We start from the raw sequence: 22,543 nt of genomic DNA on the forward strand, positions 1-22,543 counted from the left end.
TAAATTTTAGGATCTGATTCCTAATCTTTATCAACTTAACTTTAGAATGGAATAATTAGCTTCAATATTATCCAGCTTCTTTATCTTGTTGTATAGACATTAATTTTGAATCGTTAATAATACTCAAAATATCCCAAGCTACCCTTGACCAACTGTAATGTAATTCGGCTAATTCACGTCCTGTTCTTCCCATGGCTTCACTTTTCTTTGGTTTAGACAATAAGTAATCTATCTGATCTGCAAACGCATCCGGATTTTCATAATCTGTGATTACAATACCATTTTTCCCAGGAACAATTACTTCAGGGTTCCCTCCCCTAGCAGTAGTAATAATAGATAGTCCAGTTGCCATAGCCTCGTAATGCACCCTAGCTAGAGGTTCTTCCCATTGAGAAGCACATACAAATATATCGCCTAATAAGAAATAATCTGCTACTTCAGATGGTGGAATAAAACCTGTCATCTGAACTGCTGGTCCCAATTTTTCAGCCTTTACTTTAATGTCACGGACATAATCGTTTTCTTTGTTATTTCCGTACCATTTACTGCCTACTAGCAATAATACAGCAGATGGGTGTTTTTCGATTACTTTGGCGATCGCAGATATTAATAGATGTGGTCCTTTTTTATCTGTTAACCTACCCACACAGAGAACAACTTGTTTATCTTCTAAACCATGAGCAGCTAACATTTCTTTTCGTTTTTCTTTTGCCCCTTCTGTCCACTTAGGCTGAAACCGCTTGAGGTCTACTCCAGCATATACAGGTTGTAGCTTATCTTGATATTCTGGGAATAACTTGGCTATCCCATCAGCAATAAATTTACTGACTGTCACTACTTTTTCTACCCTTTCCAAACAGATAATTGCCTCTTGTGGGTCAATTTTCTTATCATGGAACATTTCGTTGTGCATACTAAGTAGAAAACGACTATTTGGGGCGGCTTTGGCAACCAAGGATAAATACTTAGGACGATTGTAAATTATGACCCAATCAAATTCTTGTCCTTCTAGAAATTTAGTTACAGCTTGATAGTATTCTTCTGAAGTTTCTGCCATAGCACGCTCGTAGCGAATATTGTCTCTAATTTCACGATCTGGCAAGTCTGGGTCTGCTACTGAGAATACTGTAATTTCATGGTCTCGCTTTAGGTAAGGCAGGATACCATCTATGTATGTCTGAATAGCTCCACCTCGGATACAAGGCACTGGCAATTTTTCTGTGCAGACTAATAGTATCTTCACGTTATCAATTTTAACTCAGTAATTCTTCTAGGAGTATAAAGTATTATGAGACATCTTGTCACGAAGTTTCAAAAAATTTTTCTAATATTAGATATTCAAATAATGTATCTTGATTATCAAAACAAGACCTATGGTTTATCGGCTTGTGAATCATTACAAAAAGTCTAGACGTTTCTTTGTATTTTATGTTTTCCTTTTATTATTTTTTGCCTACAAGGCTCGTTTTCTCAGTTGCTAACCACTAAAAAAATAATCAAGCCATCCCTATCAGGCAACGGCTTGATATTTTATCATTTTCTTATTTTCAGTTACTTAGTCTAACAATCCTTTGCTACTGCTGCTCTTTTTCCTAACTATTACAATTATAGGTTGTGCATCCTCTGGGGTCTGGCCTTCTTCCTTAAGGTTTTCCATAAGTCTGGCTACTCTTTTGAAGATCTTACCTTCACCACGACGCAAATCACGAATATCTTCACTTTTCGTGCCACTCATCTCCATAATAATGGTGTTGGCTTGTTGCTTAATTTTTTTTTCACCAGAGTCTGTTGACATGATCATTATTTTTTTCTCCTTAATTTGTACTTTACCCAACTCCTTTCCTACTTGTCGAAGGGAAAGAGTCATATAGAGATTACTCAGTCAGTATACATTGCCACGCCAGCAATATTTTCACTAAAACATCTAAGTCTTCACTATTGAGTGAAGACTTGATGAAATTATCATTTACTTAGTCTAAAAGTCCTTTCTTATTTCTTTTTTTCTTAGTTATTACTATTATAGGTTGTACATTCTCACTCGCTTCACCTTGTTGCTGGAGCGTTTGTATTGTTCTAGCTATTCTCTTGAATATCTTGCCCTCACCATTACGCAAATCACGGATATCGTCACTTTTAGCTCCACTGAACTCTAGAATAATGGTGTTTGCTTCTTGCTTCATTTTTTTTTCAGAGGAATCTGATGTCATTACCATTTTTTTTCGTTCTCCTTAATTTTTACTATTTTTATTGCTGTCCTTTAGAGAGATTTTACCATAGGCTGTGCCTATATTTGACTCTTACAGTCAGTCCACAGTCAGTCGGTAATTCTACTACAGCTCGTCATAGACACTACTAGCCAAAATCCTAGCCTATTTGAACAAAAAACATTTGGTTGTATGTGTTGTATCATCTCTGGATAATAAGTCATAAAAAAGTTTTTGCTTATAGTATTGCTAGAGCAAATGAAATATCTATCTTATTGCTAGAGCAATACTACGAGAGCTTCTAATTATAACTATATCAACCGGACATGATATTAATTTCAAAGTATGGAGTATGTTCACTAACCATTCCTATTTTTTCGGTCTACCTATTTTTCTTAGCCGTTACTTTTTTTTGAATAAAACCTTAATTTTGGAGTTTATGTTGACCTACTGGGGGGGGGTTGGTAAGTGAACACCTTGATCATACAAGAAGATTTATTGGTCTTAATACAGACGCTCCTTCAACAGATAGCGCGGGTATTAGACCAATATCATAATAAAGTTTTAATTATTTATTCAAACAACTTAACACCAAGACCCATCATGCCCATTCCTCCCACTTTGCCATAGGACTTGCTATAATTTTTGGCAAGATCTTTAATCCAGCCATTTTTCTTCTTACGGTTGGATTTTTCGTGACGATCGCGATACTCTTTACTAGCTTTGTCATATTTTTTGGCCATTGAAAATATCATTTTTTCCGCAGGCTTCAAAGCTCTTGACTGTTTTTTCTTTTTCTTTTTCCGCTTGCCAGCAGACTTTCCATAGAGAGTTTCTGGTGTACCACCAAAATCCTCATCACTCTGCAAAACAGTAACGCTTTTGATTTTTTCTGTGGACATTTTTTCTCCTTATTTTTTGTATGATCGATGCTTCTATACTTATCATCATAGCAGATAATTATTGAAAAAAATTAGATTTTTTTTGATCTTCTATTGGTGTTTTTAGATAGGTAGTCTCCTAATAGTCAGTAATTAGGCTTTTTAGTGGAGGAAGATCAAAATAACCCATCATTTACAAAATATTCAAAACCTTATCCATCAATATTTTGGCCTTTTTATTTTGCTTGGTGGCACATTGACCTCTGCCAGAATATTTACTACAAACATTTGAGTTCTTAGCCCACCGAAAGTCTTGAGGTAGAATCATTAGGCATATCCAGAAAAGAGGGAGTAGCTAGGCAGGCAGATACCAGGTAAGATGCCTACTCCACCTGATACACATCTTGTCCACCATACTTGTACCTTACTTAGATGAAATCTGCTGTAATTTTCTCTATCTCCTGAGTTCTGAGTTATGACTCCTTTACCAAAAACCCCTACCCCCTCCAAAGATCCCAAATGGGTTCTATATAGCAATTACCAAAGTTATGAGGTACAGTTGTTTTTTTCTGTTCTGTTCCCTGTTCCCTGTTCCCTGTTCCCTCAAACCTAAAATTTTGTACCTCACGCTTTTTGGGAATTGCCATAGAAATATTTTATAGGAGCAAATTATCTTTATAATGTCACAAAATCTCTTGGCCTTTTTTGCCGATTAAAAGGTATATAAAAACAATTATCATATAGTTTTATATTCACAATAACTACAATAAATAGTGATATTTATATTTTAATTATTTGGGTATTATTATAGTATTATTCAAGCATTTCAAGAAGGTAAAATTACAGATATATCTAACAATACCTAACTAAAAAACTGGTCTATGAAAAAGAAGTAATTCAAACTCAATTAACTCAAGAGAATGTATTAGGTATTGATCCTGGTTCAAATAATTGGTTCACCTGTGTATCGAATGGTTGAAAATTCAACACTATTTATAGTACAGTCCTCAAAAGCAATAGAATTATTACCACTTATATTTTTCAGATACTACTCAAATGCACGCAGAAAAGCTACCACCCCAGACATTTCGTCGAGTTCGTCCACCATATCGGGCAGTTAAACAAGGGCCAGTTAAAGTACGTCGGCGGGTTAAAACCAAAAATATTAAAGTAATATTATCACAGTTAAAATATAAAAATATATTTATTCTAGTTGCTGTATTAATGACAGTAAGCTGGGTTATCACTCTACCTTTTAGGGGTCGCCCAGTCTCAGAAACACCTCTAACTACTCCTGAATCTTCTGTATCACCAACCCTCGTACCACCCTACGTACCCCCAGTTCCTAAACAAACTCCAGAAGATTTAGGATTTGCCTACAATATTCGTAGACAACCATATCAACGTTATAGCCCACAGTTACAAGAAATAGTTGATGAATTGGTTAATATTGCTGAAGAAAAAGGGCTACCAACAGAATCCTTATCTATTAGTTTAATAGATGTTAGTAGCCAAGATATTCACACATTTGCTGGATATCAAAGTCAAGTTTTGAGATATCCTGCTAGTGTATCTAAGTTATTTTGGATGGCGGCATTTTATGGGGCAGTTGAACAAGGTTTAATTGATGATGAATCTAAGTTTCATCAAGATTTAAGATTAATGATGCAGAAGTCTCATAATGATTCTGCTAGTAAAATTTTGGATGGAATTACTGATACTAAATCAGGGGTTAAATTGGCAGGAGAAAAATTAAATACTTGGTTAGAAAAAAGAAAATCAGTCAATGAATTTTTTCAAAAAGCAGGTTATCAACGTTTAATAGTTAGTACAAAAAATTATCCTAGATATTCTCCTAGTCAAACAAGTCCGGTAGGTCGCGATCGGCAACTACGCAAGGAAGATGGTAAGTTTCTGCGAAATTTAATTTCAACTGACCATGCTACCAGACTAATGTATGAAATATATACCAGACAGGCAGTTTCACGCAAGTATAGTACGAGAATGGCTTATTTGTTAACTAGAGATTTAAGACCGGAAGCATGGCAAAACGATCCTTACAATGGAGTCAAAGGTTTTCTTGGTGAGTCTCTACCTGCCAATATTTATTTTGGTTCTAAAGTTGGTTTCACTACTAAACATCGTATGGATGTGGCATTTGTCAGAACTTTGGATGATAAAGCTATTTATATTTTGGCAATTTTTGCAGAAGATGCTGCTTACGCTCAAGATGAGGAGATATTTCCTAAACTTTCTCGTCATGTTTACGATCGCATGATGACAATGGGGAGTCAATAGGAACGAAGTCAGAAGTTTGCCTATACCGATACTCCTGCATAGCAATGGTAGATGGGGATGAACTACTGCAAGGGAGCCAGATGCTCCCACTGTTTCCTTGGCCAAAATAATTACAATGCACTACCACCGTCTATACTCTAAGATTGAAACTGACTTAACAACCAAGTGTAAACTTGAGTTTGATTTGTTTGACGAGTGCGTTTTAGTGCTTCTTCTAACAAAGAAATTGCTAACCCAGGCAAAACTTGAGACTGGTTAATTCTTTTACTACCACCATCAGCAACAGCAAAGGCAATAATTTCTACATTCTGTACATCAACTATCCAATATTCAGCAACATTCATTGCTTCATACAACAAACGTTTTTCTCCTTTATCATCAGCAAGGGAAGTATTGGCAACTTCTATAACTAGATTTGGTGGAGGATAAATATCTAGGTCAATAATAGAAGTTCCCCAAGGAATGACATCAGCATTTTCGCCAATGTAATAAGAAATATCGGGTTGAGTTGCTTGATATCCTGTTTTGCGGTAGGTGCAGTTATCTTTGCCATTCAGAATGATGTTTTTGGTAGTGGTAAAGAGAGTAATTGCTGCAATGAGAAGTAGATGGTCGTTAGCATGGTCGTTTCCTAATGGTGACATTTCGATTCTGAGTTTTCCTTTATGATAGTAAATTTTTGCTTTTTCATAACTTGGGTCTTCAATAGCTTGGATATATTCTTGCCAGGTTGCTGTTATCCAAGTGTCTGTGGGTAGTTGTGTTTGGGTTGTCTTCATTGGTTTGCAGGAAAAGTTGAAAAGGTGTATTTTTTATTCTAGCAAAAACTGGCGTTGGCGGAGCCTAGCGGCAGCTATATCGCCACTTAGATCAAATCCGTTTTGTATAGTTGGGAGCAGGGGAGATTGAAGTAATTATAGAATTATAAACACATACTATTATATAAGCTGATTCTATATTAATACTCTTGAGGAGGAAACTGCCATTTGCACCTACGCATTAATCGCTCAAATTACTAAAATAAATTTAGAATTATCTCTAGACTAATTAGAAATTTTGTCTAGCATTTTGAAATATTCTCTAATTACTGGCGATACTGTAAATAATGTCAATTCGTCTTGTGTAATTTTTTCAATTAATGAGCGTCTTCCTAATGATTGAATTGTCTGAAATAAGTCGGGTGGTGATAGTGGTAATTTTTCTAAAATTTCTGTAACTGTTACAGGTTTATCTATCTGACTTAATTGGGATATTAGTTGTTTTTCCAATAATGATAATCTTTGAAAATGTTTATTTAATTTGGTAATAATTTCATCGCCCAAGAATAGGCTATTGTATGCTAAATAGTCTCTGACTTTGCCATTGAATATTTCTTGAATCATTCGGCATACTGTTTTTAAATAGTAAGGGTTGCCTCGATAGGTATTAATTAGTTCTTGCCAGCTTTCTTCATCGGATAAATTTTGTGCTTGAAAAATTTCTCTTGCTGTTTCCCCAATGCCATTTAATGACATTATTCTCACGGGAGTTTTCAAATCTGTTAAGTTGATTATTTCTAATGGTGATTCCCAACTATTGAATATTAAACAGCTTTGATGAGGGAGTTCGCCGATATTTTGAAAAAATTCACTGTAGTTTTGAAATTGATTTTGATAATTTCCCGAAAATTTTTTTTCTGCTAAGATTGCCTGTAGGTTATCTAAAATGATTAAACACCGATAATTGTGCAAATATTCATAAAATATTGACAATAATATTTCTAGGTCTAAATCTAAGAGTGAATTTTTTTCTGTTGTTTCGGATAAGGAGAAGTTAATATAAATTTGATTTGATAATGATAAGACTAATTGGGCGACTAATGTTGATAAAGTGGGAGCATGATATAGATTTTTCCAAATGATATAGTCGAAATTATCTTGTATTTTTTCTAGGAGATGTCGTGATAATGTGGTTTTGCCGATACCACTTATTCCTAATATTCCAATTAACCGACTGTTTTCTTGTAATATCCAATTTTCTAGGGTTGATATTTCTTTAATTCGACCGTAAATTTTCCCTATTTCGGGAGCTTCTCTAATATTTTTATTGGGTAAGGTTGTAACCCGATCTTCTGATTTTTTGTTTGCCGATCTGTTTCTCTTTTTGCCATTAGTTTCATTTTCTGAAGAGGTGAGGCGATCGCTACATAAACTTAAATTATTAGTAACTCCTAAATTAGCAAAATTAGAGACTGTTGAATGAATAGAAAATTGTAATCTTTCTAGAGCGGAACAAAAATTTGATTTATTGATATTTTCCCCAGATAAACTTGATAAGATTTTCCATAAATCTGAAGCAGTATCTCGAATATAACCTTCACTACAGGGAATTTTTTCTGCTATATCGGCATACTTTTTTCCATGCCAAACTCCTTCAATGATAGTTTTTTGTAGGTCATCCAAGTGTTTTCCCGTATGATTAAAAACCAGGCGATCGGCAAGTTTTAAAACATCTTGAATATCCATACTTTTAATAATTAATAGTTAATAATTACCTCTCCTTAAAAATAAGAGGATTAGAAGCTGTTTGAGAAGTGCTGCATGACACCGATGAATCCTAAAAACCTAACCCCCCTGCCCCCCTTCCCTGCAAGGGAATGGGGGATTCAAAGCCTCTCTCCTCGTAGGAGAGAGGTTTGGAGAGAGGTTTTTATGAGTTGACAAACAGTTTTTTAACTAACAAGGTTTTTTTCCTTTTGTACTATTCACAGGATAAAATTGAAACCTTAACTTTTTACCAAAACTTTAATATGACATTTTCTGACTTTTTCAGACATTAAATTCAGGACATTTCCCGACTGACAAAATATTAATGGTCAAAATAATATAAATGTTAGTAGTTAAAACCAATTTTTTAGCTTTATTCAGAGGAGATAGGTAATTTTTGTCCAGCAGCAACTTGTTCTATGGATAGAGTTAATGAGGAAGCCTCAAATTTGGGCATTCGTGATGCAGTAGGTGCAGAGGAGAGTCATTCTCAACCCCCTTGTACTGGTTTACCATAATTAGCAAATATTTTATTCAACGTCAAAACATTTAGGACTGAGTTTTCTCAGAGATTTTAGTATTAGTAAATAATTCTATCAACTCGCCTTTCCCTAACGGTTAATATCTATTAGGGAGTGGTGAGTTTTAGTCTTTATTTGTGAGTAGGAAATACCTCGAATGTAGGGACTTTATACAGAAAGTCTACAAGTGTTTACAAAAATTTCTATCTAATCTCTATTTATTTGTTAATTGAAGCTTTACCTGAAACCTCATTGACCTAACTATTATTGCTACAGTATATTCCATCCAATATATTTTTCTAAAATTACAATGCTCACCATAGTTTTGTAGGTTGGGTTGAATAACCACGAAACCCAACATTAATTTTTTGAATAGTTGCCTAATATTTTAATTCTTATCCTCAAACCCTGCTACTTCAGATAAAGTATAAAGAGGTCTACCTTTTACTTCTTCATAAATCCGTCCGATATATTCTCCTAATATTCCAATACTTACCAATTGTACGGCTCCTAAAAAGAAGATTGCCATCATAATTGTTGCCAAACCAGTTAATGGTGAATCTGGATAAAAAATCCGCCAATATAAAACTAAACAAGCCATCAATAAAGCTACGCAAGCAGCAAATAATCCTACATAAGTAGACAGTCGTAAAGGTACTTTAGAAAAAGATACTAAACCATTAATTGCTAAGGCTAAAGATTTGGCAAAAGTATATTGAATATCTCCAGCAAAACGAGGTTCTCTTTCAAATTTTATTGCTGTTTGTCGAAAACCAACCCATGCTCTTAAACCCCGAATATAACGATTAGTTTCTGGCATTTTATTTAACACATCTACCACACATCTATCCATCAAACAAAAATCACCAGTATCAATAGGAATTTCCACATCTGCTAAACGTTTTAAAATCCGATAATAAATAAAAGCAGGTAATCTTTTTAACCAACTTTCTTGATGTCTTTTTGTGCGTTGAGCATAGACAACTTGATAACCTTGTCGCCACTTTTCTATTAAGTCAGGAATTAATTCTGGCGGATCTTGTAAATCTCCATCTAAGACTACAATAACTTCCCCTCTAGCAAAATTTAAACCAGCAGTAACAGCAACTTGATGTCCGAAGTTACGAGCAAAACTTAAATAACAAATTCGAGAGTCTTGTTGATGCAATTCTCGGAGAATTTGGAGAGAGCGATCGCGACTGCCATCATTAATCAAAATTAATTCTACATCTCCATCTATTCTATTCATTATTGAGCTGATGCGTCGATATAATTCTGGGAGATTTTTCTCTTCATTATAAATAGGAATTACTAAAGAATATTTCATAAAAGGAAAAAGTAAGAAGGAAAAAAGAAGAAGGTAGAAGGAAAAAAGAAGAAGGAAGAAAAAATCATCCTCTACTTCTGTCTCAATCTCCAAAAAACGCATACAGCGAATTTCCGAAGAGCTTGAAGTTCAGCTATTATACCGTTTCACGGAAGTAAAAATCAAAAGTAAAATTTTGTAGGATCAAAACTTTGATCCCACAGTAATTTCAAGAAACTTTTTCACATATATAGTTTCAAACTATCTGTAACATTCTTTTTTCAAATTGGTATAACAGGCAAGATGCCTTACAAAGGTTTTATCATTAATATTTTTGCAAAAAATTATGATAAGATAAGTAAGAAAAAAAAGGTAAATTTTTATCTTAAGATTCAATTTTTTTTTATAAGGGGAACCATCTTACTCCCGTTGTAAATATTTATATTATTTTAAAAAAGCCTATGATATCAAATAATTTATGGAAAACTAATCAACAATTAGCAAAAGCTTGTCTATTTCATCCTTTTGTGCAAGGAATTGCTGACGGTACGTTGCCTCAGAAAAGTTTTGCCTATTATGTGGGGCAAGATGCTTTTTTCCTGAGAGCATTTGCCCGTGCTTACAGTATAGCTGCTGCTAAATCTCCTGATTGGAAAACATTTGAATTGTTTCATACTCTCGCAGATGGAGTAAAAGAAGAATTAGAATTGCATCAAAGCTATGCTACTAAATGGGAAGTAAATTTAGAAAATGTTACCCCGGGATTTTCTACACGGCGTTATACAGATTTTTTATTAGCGACTGCTTGGAGTAATAATATTGGCGCGATCGCTACAGCAATGACTCCTTGTATGCGACTTTATGCTTTCTTGGGACAACAGTTAGCTACACCGGAAATTCCAGAACATCAATATTCTGATTGGATTCGTACTTACAGCAGTCAGGAATTTGAAGATTTAGCGCAAAAGTTAGAAAAAGTGACAGACAGTTACGCAGACAATATTCCTGAAGCAGAATCAATTTACGGTTATGCTATGCTCTGCGAACGATATTTTTTTGAAGCAGCTTGGGAAATCAGAATTTAGAATTCATAATTTATAAGTTACAGCGGTTTTCATTTCGGTGGACTACAGTAAGCACTAACCATTATTAGTCAGTATATTGTTTTGGTTGTAACGTGAGATCGTCAATCTGAAAAGCACTGTAAATTAACTGTGACTATATTTGAGAGTGCCTATACTTCCCACACTCCTCCTCTCCCCTACTCCCCCGCTCTCCTACTTCTTGAAAAAGCTTTTTCAGCTTCAATTATCAATTATCCATTATCCATTATCCATTAACGTCCTAACTTATTTGGAATACCTTCACAACCACCTGGTATAGTTTTTCTACTTTTTTCCCCACACCAAGCACAACAATAATAACGTTGTTCATTAGATAAACGCTTGACTCCTGTAAAGTCAACATTTTCTACCACTGCACCAGTGCAAGCACCAGTCTGATAATTGGGGATATGAGTTCGACTGCGAGGAGTAGCATTTTCAGGAGTGCCATAAAAAAACTTTGTTCCTCTTAAATCAGCACCTACCAGACTTGCCTCATATAAAATAGTACGAGAAAAATTAGCCTTTACCAAATCACAACCGTCAAGATTAGCTCTTACTAGATTAGCATCACTTAACTCTGTCCACCGCAAATCGGTTTTTGTCAAGTCAGCTCCAGCTAACATCACTCCTAAATCAATCACACGCACCCCATTTTCCCTATCCTCCGCATAACCACCATTACCATCGAAAATAGGCCGATTTAGTAACCGATCGCGCATAATTGGGGTCACCAGTTTAGACTGAGATAAAAATCTGAGAATTTTTGCTTTCCCTTCTCCATCTACACTTTTAATAATAGCTGCTGTACGACCTTCAGCGATCGCTCGTTCCTGTGGCCAATCTTCCAAGAAACCTTTTTCATCCATTGCTAGATCGGAAACTCCTTGAAAGTAAGCATCAATAGTTTGTTGTTGAGTAATGCGGTTTTGCTGAATTGTCAAATCTTTAGAAATAACGTATTGTCGCCAAGCTACATATACAGCGATAATTGCAATTAAAATTTGACCCAACGCACCGATAAGTTCGCCCACCGCTCCAATAGCATCCCAGTTAATCTGGATATTCCGACTACCAGGTTCTTGGTTTGCCCCACTTAACATCAGCAAACCGACAATAGCTGCCAAGATACCAAAGCAAGCAATTATGAGGTTACGCCAAACTGGAGGAATCAAAGTTTTCCAGACTTTACCCCAACTAGGCCAAATCATCCGGACTGAAGCTATCATCGCTACAACCGCACTTGTATAACCAAGCAGTACATTATCCATAGCTAACCCTAGAATCATCAATGCGATCGCTAACAAGGTGACAATGGATGCAAATCTATTTCTTGGCCCTCTATCTTTTTGATTGTCTACTAAAGCATTGTGTGAGACAGAGGCGGGAAGCATTTGTTCTATTTCATTATCTATGAGGTTTAACTGCTCTATTGCTGTTTTTACAGGAGTAATTGCTTCCTGGGTACCATTTGGACTTTCTAATGTAGGGCTGGAATTAGGATTATTAGCTGGAGAGGAGTTAGAATCATTATTCATAGTATTTCTGATTTTTGCTTTTTTGAAATGTAATGCCATGGACTTGGGAACCAAGCAGAGAAAGGTTTTTGTGATATATGTAAGAATCTGCCATGATTATGGCAAGAAATTTAGAGCAATAATATGTAAGGCTAAGTTTGGCTAGAGATTAGGATTTATATCAATTAAATTGGGACGAAGGCTGTCCAGAAATAAAAGCCAGAAAATATTAGGTTAATCTAGAAGTAAGGCCAAATCAAATAATTTATTATACTCGACTAATTAATTTAGGAATTTTGGGCGTAGTAGTTACTTGGGCATAAATAGAGCACTCGCCATTGATGTTATGACATTCTCAAATGCCAAAACTTAGTTACAGCAAGAAGTTGACTTTTGACTTCTGACTTTAGCTATATATTGATAATACAATCAGGACTTATGCACGGAAACCCAGAAACATGGTTTTTCCTAGATGTCTATTCCTTTCAACAACTGGGTTTATTTACTGAATTCCTCATAATTTAAGGATAAGGTATAAAGATTTGAGGATTTATTTTTTTCTGTTGCTTTGTCAATCCCATTTTCTAATTAATTGATAGTCAGTCTAACTGTTCATGGACATAAACCTGATATTTTCTATTAAAATAGAGCAAGAGGTAGAAAAAATGCCTATAAAAAATAAAGATGTAGCGATTTTGGTAAATTAAAATTCTATGAATTCTGAAATTATAGTTAACAAGGAAAAACTGAAGACCCCACCCTTGGAAATACATTATTTGGGCGATCGCTCTTTACGTCAGTCAGCCAAGCGAGTTGCTAAAGTAGACGATGATATTAGACAACTGGTGCGAGAAATGCTCCAAACTATGTATACTGCTGATGGTATTGGTCTAGCTGCACCCCAGGTTGCTGTCCAAAAACAAGTGATTGTGATTGATTGTGAGCCAGATAATTCTGCCACCCCTCCTATAGTTTTGATTAATCCTACAATTAAAAGGTATGGCACTGATATTTGTCTTTTCCAAGAAGGATGTCTGAGTATTCCTGGGGTGTATTTGGATGTTAAACGTCCCTCAGTAATTGAAGTTGCCTACAAAGACGAAAATGGCCGTCCTCAAACTCTTCAGGCTAAAGAATTATTATCTAGGGCAATTCAGCATGAAATGGATCATCTTCAAGGAGTGCTTTTTGTAGACCGAGTAGAAAATAAATTGGCACTTAATGAAGAATTGGCCAAGCATAAGTTTTCTGCAAAAGCTGTTAAATCTGTTGCTTAAGTCTTTCAACATTAATATCTATTTAGGGGTTATCAACCGAGCCCCTAAATTTTTTATTTATCATAAAAAACAAAAAAAATCAATAAATTTGGACAAAAAATATGGTAGGAACTCCTAAATCAAGTTTGTTTTTGGGTGGGTCTTGTGTAGCAGCAATTGCAGCAGTTGGCTCTGTTTTTGAGTTATCTTCTGGGGAACCAGAATTAGGTAGTTTAGTAACAGGGGTAATTCTGAGTTTGAGTATACCTCTAGCAGCCTTACTTTTTTATTTAGCAATTCAAGACGCTAAAGCAAATCAGTAAAAATTAAACAATGAACAATGAACAATGAGCAATGAACAATTTTTAATTGATTGATTGCTCATTGCTCATTGATAATTATTTTGACTACTAACTATCTGAAAAAATGGCATTTTTGCGACAACTGTCAACAAGAAGGCTATGTGAGAAACAACTCATAAAGAAGTACCTATCTGAGACAGAAGAGGTAATGCTAGGACGCGATCCAACCTGTCAAATTTTCCTAGAGACGAAAATGTATAGGATGGTTTCTCGCCGTCATGCACTAATTCGTCTTCAGACTGAACAAACCGCAACTAATGGTTTGAGATGGGAGATTTGTGACCTAAATAGTGTCAATGGTACTTATATTAATGGACAAAGACTAGAAGAATGTCAAATTTTACAGGTGGGCGATCGTATTCGTCTGGGTTCTAATGGGCCAGAATTTATCTTCGATAATCTATCCAACCAAAAATCGACCCCATCAGTATCACCACCACCAGTAAACCTTAATCCACCTCCTATCAATTCTGTTGCCAATATTGAAGTTGAAGATACTGATTCAATAACTTTAACACAGTTATTTCCGATTGCCTCTACAGGAAAACAATTAGCTAAAAAAGCTTATCTTTATCCAGGTATTATCACTGTAATTTTTGTTGTTTTAATGTTTTTAACAGTGGGTAATGCAGGAGCTTTTAATGTACTTCTGGCAGCTTATATTGCTAGTGCAGCTTATTACTTCGTTTATCAACTTTGTGGCAAACAAAAACCTTGGTGGGTATTATTTGGAGTAGCTTTAATAACTGTTTTAATTTTATTAAGTCCAATTCTTACAGTTTTTATTGGGATATTTCGTATTATATTTCCTGGGGATATATCAGTAAATCCTCAGCAAGTGGGTTTTTTCAATTTCCTAATCAGGATGTTTTTTGGAGCAGGATTAATGGAGGAATTGCTCAAAGCATTACCTGTATTTTTAGCATTATTAATAGGTCGTAATTTACATTCCCCTTGGCGCAATAAAATAGGTGTTTGGGAACCTTTAGATGGAATTTTATTAGGAACAGCTTCAGCATTAGGATTTACTTTATTAGAAACTCTTGGGCAATATGTTCCAAGTATTGTGGATAGTGCAAATTTACAATTAGGAGTAAATGCAAGCGAATTGGTAGGATTACAATTATTAATTCCGAGAATTTTAGGTTCTGTTGCCGGGCACATGGCCTATAGTGGTTATTTTGGTTATTTTATTGGATTAAGTGTGTTAAGACGTCGTAATAGTTGGTTGATTTTAGGAGTTGGTTATTTAACTGCATCTATTCTTCATGCTTTATGGAATGCTTCTGGAGTTTTAAATATATTTCTTTTGGCATTTGTGGGCGTAGTTTCTTATGCTTTTTTAGGAGCAGCTATTTTAAAAGCGAGAGTTCTTTCTCCGACAAGAAATGAAAATTTTGCGACTCAGGCTATCATTAATAAATGAAATTTTATTTGTTTTAGGGAGTAGGGATTCAACAATTAATTATTAATTATTACCCCTTCTTATAAAGAAGAGGATTGACCAAAAGGATTTTTTTTCTTTTCTTGGTCGATTGGATATGGCGCATTTCGGAGCGACTCTAGAAGAGCGGGCAACCTCGCCATCTCATCCTAAGGTCATGCTCCGCAAACGACCGCTTTTTATCCATAAATGGAGAGGCTTTATAACTTAATTTTTCGGTAAATCTCAAAAATCCTGCTATATATGATTGGGTATGGAAGTGTGAGAAGTCTTGGGAGGAAAGGAGGTGGTGGGAGAGGTTAAAAGTATGAATAATAATTACTGACCGACTAATAATTGTCAAAAACAGAATTCTGAATTCTAAATTATTACCTTATCTTGATTAATAATTTATTTACCAAGCTGGTGCTATAAGATCTGTAAAAAAAAATCATTCAAAATCTCATTACATTGGAAAGCAAGTTGATATTTTTGTAATTCATCTTTACTAAAATAAGCTAAATACTGACCTTCGTTAAGTTTAATTTGGGTTAAGTCTAAATCTATTTTTTTCCAGAAAATATAATGTTCTCGATCGTAGACAGTGTACTTTTGAAAGAAGTTGATATTTCCTAATTCAATTTCTATTTCCTCTCTTATTTCTCTGTGAATACATTCTTCTGGAGATTCACCTTTTTCAATAAACCCACCTAATAAATTCCAAGTATTAGGGAATGGAATAGAGTCTTTATTATCCCTCAGCACCAACAAAATTTGCTTATCGCTATTTAATAAAATAATTACAGAACCTTCTAGCTTGTTCATATTTTTCTCCTAATTATATCAAATCGGGATTTAATACTTAATTATATAGTTGGGGAGGATGGGGAGATTGAATATTGGAGTATAGATATAACTATAAATATATACTATATAACCGGATTCTATATTAGAATATTTTCATTTGGGATCTTAATAAATGGGATAAATATAGCGATCGTCTAATTCCTTCGTTTTGCTCTAAACCCTGATTAATTATTGACTAACTATCAGGAAAAATTTAACCAGCTTTTTACAAATTAAGTATTTTTCAGGCTTTAGTAAAAATTAAGTAGAGTGCAGATTCAGTCACAATACTCTTCTTTTTTTTTCAAGGAATTGTTAAGTTAAATCTAAATCAAAATTTAGAGAGTAAATTATCAAAGTTCACACCTGTACTAAGTTTAATCTTTATTGGGTTTCTAGGTTTCGGTTCACGCTCGCTAAAACGAACATCACGATAGTAAATTTTTGATGTCTAAGTCGCACTAACAATAGTAAAGTAGGAAAGAACAAACCCCTACAGAAAAGTAGCTATACTGATACCAATTCTCTTGTATAGAAACTATTTGATATCTTTTAGATTAATTTTCCTGTGTAGAATATTCGCTCTGAGCTGAGAAACTGTAAAAATCTTGAGTTGAATAAAAAATCATGTGTATAGCCGAACAAAGATACTTAAATATCACATTATCACAATTTTCGTGAGGATGCAACAAAAAATCCTTTGACGTGCGATTTTTTTAGGAGCTTCAGAGAATGAAAATGTTTGTGGCTTTGCACTCAAGAGCGATGGATGGGAAGATTGGATGAGGGAAAAACCAGTCTAGTATTTGTGGAAGGCTACACAAGATGAAAATATTTCTGGTACTGCAATTTAATCACGGTTCATTAATCGATAATTACCTCTGGTTAAAAGCGTAACGGAATTGAATACAAGGAAATATCCTAGCACTTTTTGATCTTGAAACCCACATTCCGCACGCCAAGTTGTAACATTAAAAGTAGTATGAGAACTGTAGTTTGGTAAGTATTTATACTATATTGTTCCTGCATTTAACCTTTCTGAGGAGTCAGACGAGCGGAAAATATTAAGCATAAATACTCAATTACTTACTCCTCTTGACCACTATAATTATCTCCTATTTTCCCCTCCTGGGAGGGGTTAGGGGTGGGTTGTTTCCTGTATCCTATTTTTGATACTACATTTTGTCGTGCAAAATGTAAGTTGAAATAGGAGGCTTTATACCTTTATTTTTCGCTAAAGATACCAAATGGCTTCTATAGATAGATTAGATAGACACTTTTACGCTAATAAAGTAAAAATCCTGAAAGATAAAAAGTTAAACTAGAACCAACTTAAGGCAAATAATTACAGCAGATTTCGGGCAAATCAGGTACAAGCTGAATAGTGAAAATATTGCAGTGCGGGCATCTTGCCCACTTATTGGTATACTTCATAACTTCGCAAACCGCTGTATTAGTGGTTATCTCCAGGATATTTTCTCTAGTTATCAACAACTAGATCGTTAATTATCCATCCACATTTATCAGTTAACTTATCACTTTCAATACTCAGATTTTCCAGAAGTAGATAAACAGGATTTTTACCAGCAAGAGAAAAAATAAAATCAGAAGCAACTCCAGGAAAATAATTCTTAGCAGTTGTATCAAGCAAATTACCTTCTTCATCTAATATCGAAAATCTAACAGATAAACCATTACATTCTTTATCAAGAAAATCTAACTTACCAGTAATTTTTACAGTAGAAGATAAATCTCCTAAATAGAGAAAATATTTAGATGTTTGTTTAGTAACATCGGCAGGATTTGTCATTAAATTATAAGCATCACCAGAAACTTGAGTAACTGCCGAATAATTATAAGTAATATAAGGAGATTGATTTAAACTCATCCAGTCTAACTGTCTACCTGGACGTTGAGGAACTTGTTTTTGCATTGCTGATAAAGTTTGTACGGCAGTCGCTATAGAAGTAGGACGAATTCTTTGATAAAAACTAACAGTTACTCCTCCGTCTAAAACAAATTCTTCTGGCAATTTTTGGAAGTCTTGACTAATAGGTAAATTTTGATAAAAAGCATCATAAACAAATTTGACTAAATCTTGTTGCCCTGGTTTTAATACTTGTTCATCAGTTAATAATACTTTCTGAAATGGATGAGCAATAACTACATATTGTGCTTCTAATAATTCTGGCAATGGGTAAGTATCACGGGTGTCAATATGTGGTTTACTTATTGCTCTTAAGTTCGACCAATTTTCAGGATTAATTATTCGGTTAGCGTTTCTAATAATATTGGCATTAAACTGATTTGAGGAAGCGGCTACATATACTAATTCTCGATTGGGTGCTAAGTTACCTAGATATTGAGTCAAACGCAAAACTTCATCATAGTCGGAACGAATTAATGGGGAAAAGTTACTGGCAAATATTGGGCGTAGGGGGTTATTGAATTTGCCGATAGGAGTTAAACCAAAGAGGAGATTAACAATTAAATATATTCCGGTAATGCTGAAAATGATTAATCTAGTTTTGCCTCGAAAAGTATGAATACTTATCCAGATAAATGAGGTTAATCCTAAAACTATTATCGGCGTAAAATGTAGAGAGTAATGAATATTGCCATAGCGCAGCAAAATCAACCATTCAGCTACAGAAAAGATTCCGAATAATAAGAGAAAAATAGTAGTAGATGCAATTAAAAATTTTCTCAGAGTTCCTAGAGAAAATCCTATGGCAACTAATAGTAAAGTTATTAACCCATAGAAACAGCCATAACGCCAGAATATGTCAGGTATCGATAAACTCCAAGCAGCATAAAGAGTGCGATAATTTTCTGTCAAAGAACTTTGGATAAAATCCCAGGCAAAAATTGATATGGTGAGGAAAGAAGTTAAGGAAATTAAGCTAATTTTTATGGCGCTTTCTAAAAGTCTTTCCCAAGAATTTTTGCCAGACTTGAAAGTAATCAAAAAATTAATCATAGTTTGGCAACTAACAGCAGCAAGAAAAGCTATAGCGCTATAAGCAAAATGTCGTCTTAAAACTATAGATATTCCCAAACAAAATCCAATAATAGGAATTTGCCACCAAGAAGTTAATCTAATATTTTTTAAGTAAAACAAAATCCCTAATAAAATAGGTAAAGTCGCTCCTATATCGGGGTATCCTCTTAAACTCGGACTCCAACTCATAGGTATTAATAGAGCGATCGCTACTGTTGACCAAAATACCCACCGAGAATGAACTGGAATTAGTTTTGTAGCTATTGCTCCTATCAATAAACTAAAGGGTAATAAATATATGAGATTAAGACTGAGGATATAAACAATTCTGTGGTTGCCAAAAGTATAGAGAAATGGAATTAATGGCAATGTAATTAGATAATTTTTCTGTTGAGATAAAGAACCAAAAATATCATCAATAGCTCTTTGGGTAGAGGCTCTAAATAAATTTGTTAAATTATTCGCAGCATTCTGATATCCCACAAAATCCCACCAATAAATTGTATGTTCATTAGATACATATATTGATGTTATGGCAATAATAATCAAAACTACAGTCAAGAAAAGAATTATATTAATCAGAAAGCTAGACTGTGGATTAAATTTAGTATTTAATGATTGCCCAAAATAGTCAATTTTCATATTTATGATGATTACTGAAAAAATATTTATACGAAACTGTATTTATATCAAAGATAGCAGACAAAATGTAAGTATTCAGCGGTTAATTATGAGCTATTAGGTTATGGCTTCATGAATCTAGACTAGTATTGATGGACTAATAAGACGATTTTACCCAATGCTCAACAAACATTTCATTCCACCAACATTTCATTTCTTTAATTTATCAAACTTCAAACATACTTATCTTAATGCTTTAGCCTACCTTTGTGAAAATAGCTATCAACTCAAAGACAAGATGTCAAATAATTTGCAAAATGAAAAAAATATATTCCCACTTTTTTCACTCAGGCATTTTCACTCAGAAAAAAGAGCAATAATCAATTTAATATAGCAATCAGGAATCAGATGTGGTAATTGAAGTGTTTCTTGAAAAAATAAAGTATAACAGTTATCTTATTCAGATATATACATTTTTTCCTTATTCTCTATTCTCTGTTCCCTAAAAATCTCCAATATCTCACAACTCATATAATATTGCTATAGAGAGATTCTCATATCAATATATATATAATATTTTTTACCTTCTGTCAGTTATTGCCTCTAAGTTTTCTTTTCTTAAATCAAGTTTTTCCTAAAATATAACACTTGTGTACCTTATCTATTTAATAAATCCTATAATAGTTTTCCCTAGTGACCTTTCTATTCTTTATTCTTACTTATTAAAATGAAATTGATTGGTAGTCAACCTTATGTTATAGTGAAAAAAAATCACCCCCAAAAACAAAAACTACTCCAAAAAATCCTAATCATAAATTAACATGAAAGCATTAATTCTCTCTGGTGGAAAAGGAACAAGGCTACGTCCTCTTACCTATACAGGAGCAAAGCAATTAGTACCAGTTGCGAATAAACCTATTTTATGGTATGGAATTGAGGGTATTGTTGCAGCAGGTATTACCGACATTGGAATTATTATTAGTCCAGAAACTGGAAAAGAAGTACAAGAATTAACAGGAAACGGGGAAAAATTCGGAGCTAAAATTACTTATATTCTTCAAGAAAAACCTGCAGGTTTAGCTCACGCTGTTAAAATTGCCCAACCATTTTTGGGAGATTCTCCTTTCATAATGTATCTAGGAGATAATATCATTGAAAGTCAGCTAGATCAATTTTTAGATACTTTTAAACAGGAAGACTTAGACGCTTTAATCCTATTAAGAAAGGTTCCCAATCCGACAGCGTTTGGTGTGGCAAAAGTAGATAAAAAAGGGCGAGTATTAGGATTGGTTGAAAAACCTAAAGTTCCACCGTCAGATTTAGCACTGGTAGGTATATATTTCTTTTCTAAAAAAATACATAATGCCATTGCTAATATCAAACCTTCAGCGAGAGGAGAATTAGAAATTACTGATGCTATTCAATATCTAATAGACCAACAAATTTCTCGGGCAGATCAGGAAATTTCTGTTGAAGCACGAACTTTAGAAGGTTGGTGGTTAGACACAGGTAAAAAAGATGATTTACTTAGTGCCAATCAAATTATTCTAGATACTCGTATAACTAATTCAGTAAATGGGCAAGTAGATTCCCAAAGTCAAATTATTGGACGAGTAAAAATTGGTGAAAATACAAAACTAATTAATTGTAGTGTTCGTGGCCCTGTAATTATAGGTGATAATTGTCACTTAGAAAATTGTTTTATCGGTCCTTATAGTAGTATTGCTGATAATGTGACTTTAATTGATGTTGACCTAGAACACAGTGTCATATTACAAGGAGCAAAAATTATTGAAATTCATCAACGTATTGTTGATAGTTTACTTGGTCGTCGCGCCCAACTAATTAATGCTCCACAACGTCCTAAAGCATTACGATTTATGATTGGAGATGATAGTCAAATAGAATTAACTTGATTAAGTCAAAAGTCAAAACTTAGCTTGTAGGGTGAATAACTGCAGGAATAGTTTTACCCTGATCAAACCTAGAAACCCAGTTTCTTAAAGAAAATGGGTTTCTAAGTTAAATAATGTCGTGAAATTACTGTACCGTCAAAGTTTTGAGCCTTAAAAATCTTACTTTTAACTTTTAAATTCCCTGAAACCCTATTACTAGGTATATAAATTTTCATTGCTTGAAGAGATTTTCTCTCTTGATACTGACACTATTTTACATCAGTTGGTATTCCTTAAATTTCCCAAAGGAGTTCATCTCCCTTATTTAAAATTTCAGTGTAAATTCCTTTTTGACTCTAAACTCCGTTAAGGGATAGACTCCAGAATTGATCTTTGTCCCGGTTAGATATTCATAATTTTAGTAACTATATCTCCATAGGGACATGAGTAGTTTGATTCAAATATGAAGGATGGATTTTAGTTGTTCGTGTTAAGCATTGCTAAACGAACCGTCTCACTATCAATCAACAGTACAAGATTATCATTAAATATAATATCATTTTTTTAATTTTCTACTTTAATAGATACTTTACCCAATTATTAATTATTAATAATTAATAATTAAATAATTCTGGTTTAAAGCCTCCCCTTTTAAGGGAAAAAAGCGGTCGTTTGCGGAGCAGTCCGTTAGGATGGGATGGCGAGGTTTCCCGCTCTTGCAGAGCCGCTACGCTAACGCCATATCCAATCGACCAAGAGAAAAGTGCTAGGATATTTCCTTATC

At 34.2% G+C, this 22,543-nt stretch carries 16 protein-coding genes; 6 read left to right on the top strand and 10 right to left on the bottom strand.

Features of this window, described 5'->3' with window-relative positions:
* Positions 1-67: 67 nt before the first annotated feature.
* The 4 genes from ACP6PL_RS21930 to ACP6PL_RS21945 form a co-directional block, all read right to left on the bottom strand.
* A complete protein-coding gene (locus ACP6PL_RS21930; RefSeq protein ID WP_426547400.1) occupies positions 68-1,243 on the bottom strand; it encodes a glycosyltransferase family 4 protein in 1,176 nt (391 codons plus the stop codon).
* Between the two features lie 312 nt (positions 1,244-1,555).
* Positions 1,556-1,867, bottom strand: coding sequence for a DUF6200 domain-containing protein (locus tag ACP6PL_RS21935; protein WP_426547401.1), 312 nt, complete (start codon positions 1,865-1,867; stop codon positions 1,556-1,558).
* Positions 1,868-1,970: 103 nt separating this feature from the next.
* Positions 1,971-2,213, bottom strand: a complete 243-nt coding sequence (locus ACP6PL_RS21940; RefSeq protein ID WP_426547402.1) for a DUF6200 domain-containing protein — start codon at positions 2,211-2,213, stop codon at positions 1,971-1,973.
* A gap of 563 nt (positions 2,214-2,776) precedes the next feature.
* Positions 2,777-3,106, bottom strand: a complete 330-nt coding sequence (locus ACP6PL_RS21945; protein WP_426547404.1) for a DUF6312 domain-containing protein — start codon at positions 3,104-3,106, stop codon at positions 2,777-2,779.
* 1,035 nt (positions 3,107-4,141) lie between these two features.
* Between ACP6PL_RS21945 and ACP6PL_RS21950 the strand changes: the two genes are divergently transcribed.
* Positions 4,142-5,383 (top strand): serine hydrolase, encoded by a 1,242-nt coding sequence (locus tag ACP6PL_RS21950; RefSeq protein WP_426547405.1) that lies wholly within the window; start codon positions 4,142-4,144, stop codon positions 5,381-5,383.
* Between the two features lie 137 nt (positions 5,384-5,520).
* On the opposite strand, the gene ACP6PL_RS21955 is transcribed toward ACP6PL_RS21950, so the two are convergent.
* From ACP6PL_RS21955 to ACP6PL_RS21965, 3 genes are all read right to left on the bottom strand, one after another.
* Positions 5,521-6,162, bottom strand: coding sequence for a Uma2 family endonuclease (locus tag ACP6PL_RS21955; protein WP_426547406.1), 642 nt, complete (start codon positions 6,160-6,162; stop codon positions 5,521-5,523).
* 264 nt (positions 6,163-6,426) lie between these two features.
* Entirely contained in the window at positions 6,427-7,887 is a 1,461-nt protein-coding gene (locus ACP6PL_RS21960; RefSeq protein ID WP_426547407.1) for a helix-turn-helix domain-containing protein, read from the bottom strand.
* Positions 7,888-8,817: 930 nt separating this feature from the next.
* The gene (locus ACP6PL_RS21965) at positions 8,818-9,756 is read right to left on the bottom strand and encodes a glycosyltransferase family 2 protein (protein WP_426547408.1); all 939 of its coding nucleotides are present in this window, start codon (positions 9,754-9,756) and stop codon (positions 8,818-8,820) included.
* A 440-nt stretch (positions 9,757-10,196) separates the two neighbouring features.
* Between ACP6PL_RS21965 and ACP6PL_RS21970 the strand changes: the two genes are divergently transcribed.
* A complete protein-coding gene (locus tag ACP6PL_RS21970; RefSeq protein ID WP_426547409.1) occupies positions 10,197-10,820 on the top strand; it encodes a TenA family protein in 624 nt (207 codons plus the stop codon).
* Positions 10,821-11,071: 251 nt separating this feature from the next.
* On the opposite strand, the gene ACP6PL_RS21975 is transcribed toward ACP6PL_RS21970, so the two are convergent.
* Positions 11,072-12,376: a pentapeptide repeat-containing protein gene (locus ACP6PL_RS21975; protein ID WP_426547410.1), complete on the bottom strand. Its 1,305-nt coding sequence runs from the start codon at positions 12,374-12,376 to the stop codon at positions 11,072-11,074.
* Positions 12,377-13,068: 692 nt separating this feature from the next.
* Here ACP6PL_RS21975 and def point away from each other — a divergent pair.
* From def to ACP6PL_RS21990, 3 genes are all read left to right on the top strand, one after another.
* The gene (gene def / locus ACP6PL_RS21980) at positions 13,069-13,632 is read left to right on the top strand and encodes a peptide deformylase (protein WP_426547411.1); all 564 of its coding nucleotides are present in this window, start codon (positions 13,069-13,071) and stop codon (positions 13,630-13,632) included.
* A 101-nt stretch (positions 13,633-13,733) separates the two neighbouring features.
* Complete coding sequence (locus ACP6PL_RS21985; protein ID WP_426547412.1) at positions 13,734-13,934, top strand: hypothetical protein; 201 nt, start codon at positions 13,734-13,736, stop codon at positions 13,932-13,934.
* Positions 13,935-14,037: 103 nt separating this feature from the next.
* Positions 14,038-15,399, top strand: a complete 1,362-nt coding sequence (locus ACP6PL_RS21990) for a PrsW family glutamic-type intramembrane protease (RefSeq protein ID WP_426547413.1) — start codon at positions 14,038-14,040, stop codon at positions 15,397-15,399.
* A gap of 426 nt (positions 15,400-15,825) precedes the next feature.
* Here ACP6PL_RS21990 and ACP6PL_RS21995 read toward each other — a convergent pair whose 3' ends face one another.
* Both ACP6PL_RS21995 and ACP6PL_RS22000 read right to left on the bottom strand, forming a co-directional pair.
* Positions 15,826-16,221, bottom strand: a complete 396-nt coding sequence (locus ACP6PL_RS21995) for an NUDIX hydrolase (RefSeq protein WP_426547414.1) — start codon at positions 16,219-16,221, stop codon at positions 15,826-15,828.
* A gap of 1,501 nt (positions 16,222-17,722) precedes the next feature.
* The gene (locus ACP6PL_RS22000; RefSeq protein ID WP_426547415.1) at positions 17,723-19,885 is read right to left on the bottom strand and encodes a hypothetical protein; all 2,163 of its coding nucleotides are present in this window, start codon (positions 19,883-19,885) and stop codon (positions 17,723-17,725) included.
* 800 nt (positions 19,886-20,685) lie between these two features.
* Between ACP6PL_RS22000 and ACP6PL_RS22005 the strand changes: the two genes are divergently transcribed.
* A complete protein-coding gene (locus ACP6PL_RS22005; RefSeq protein ID WP_426547416.1) occupies positions 20,686-21,780 on the top strand; it encodes a glucose-1-phosphate thymidylyltransferase in 1,095 nt (364 codons plus the stop codon).
* The last annotated feature ends 763 nt before the right edge of the window (positions 21,781-22,543 follow it).

This window comes from Dapis purpurea BLCC-M126 (genome assembly GCF_050015975.1).
Taxonomy (GTDB): Bacteria; Cyanobacteriota; Cyanobacteriia; order Cyanobacteriales; family Microcoleaceae; genus Trichodesmium.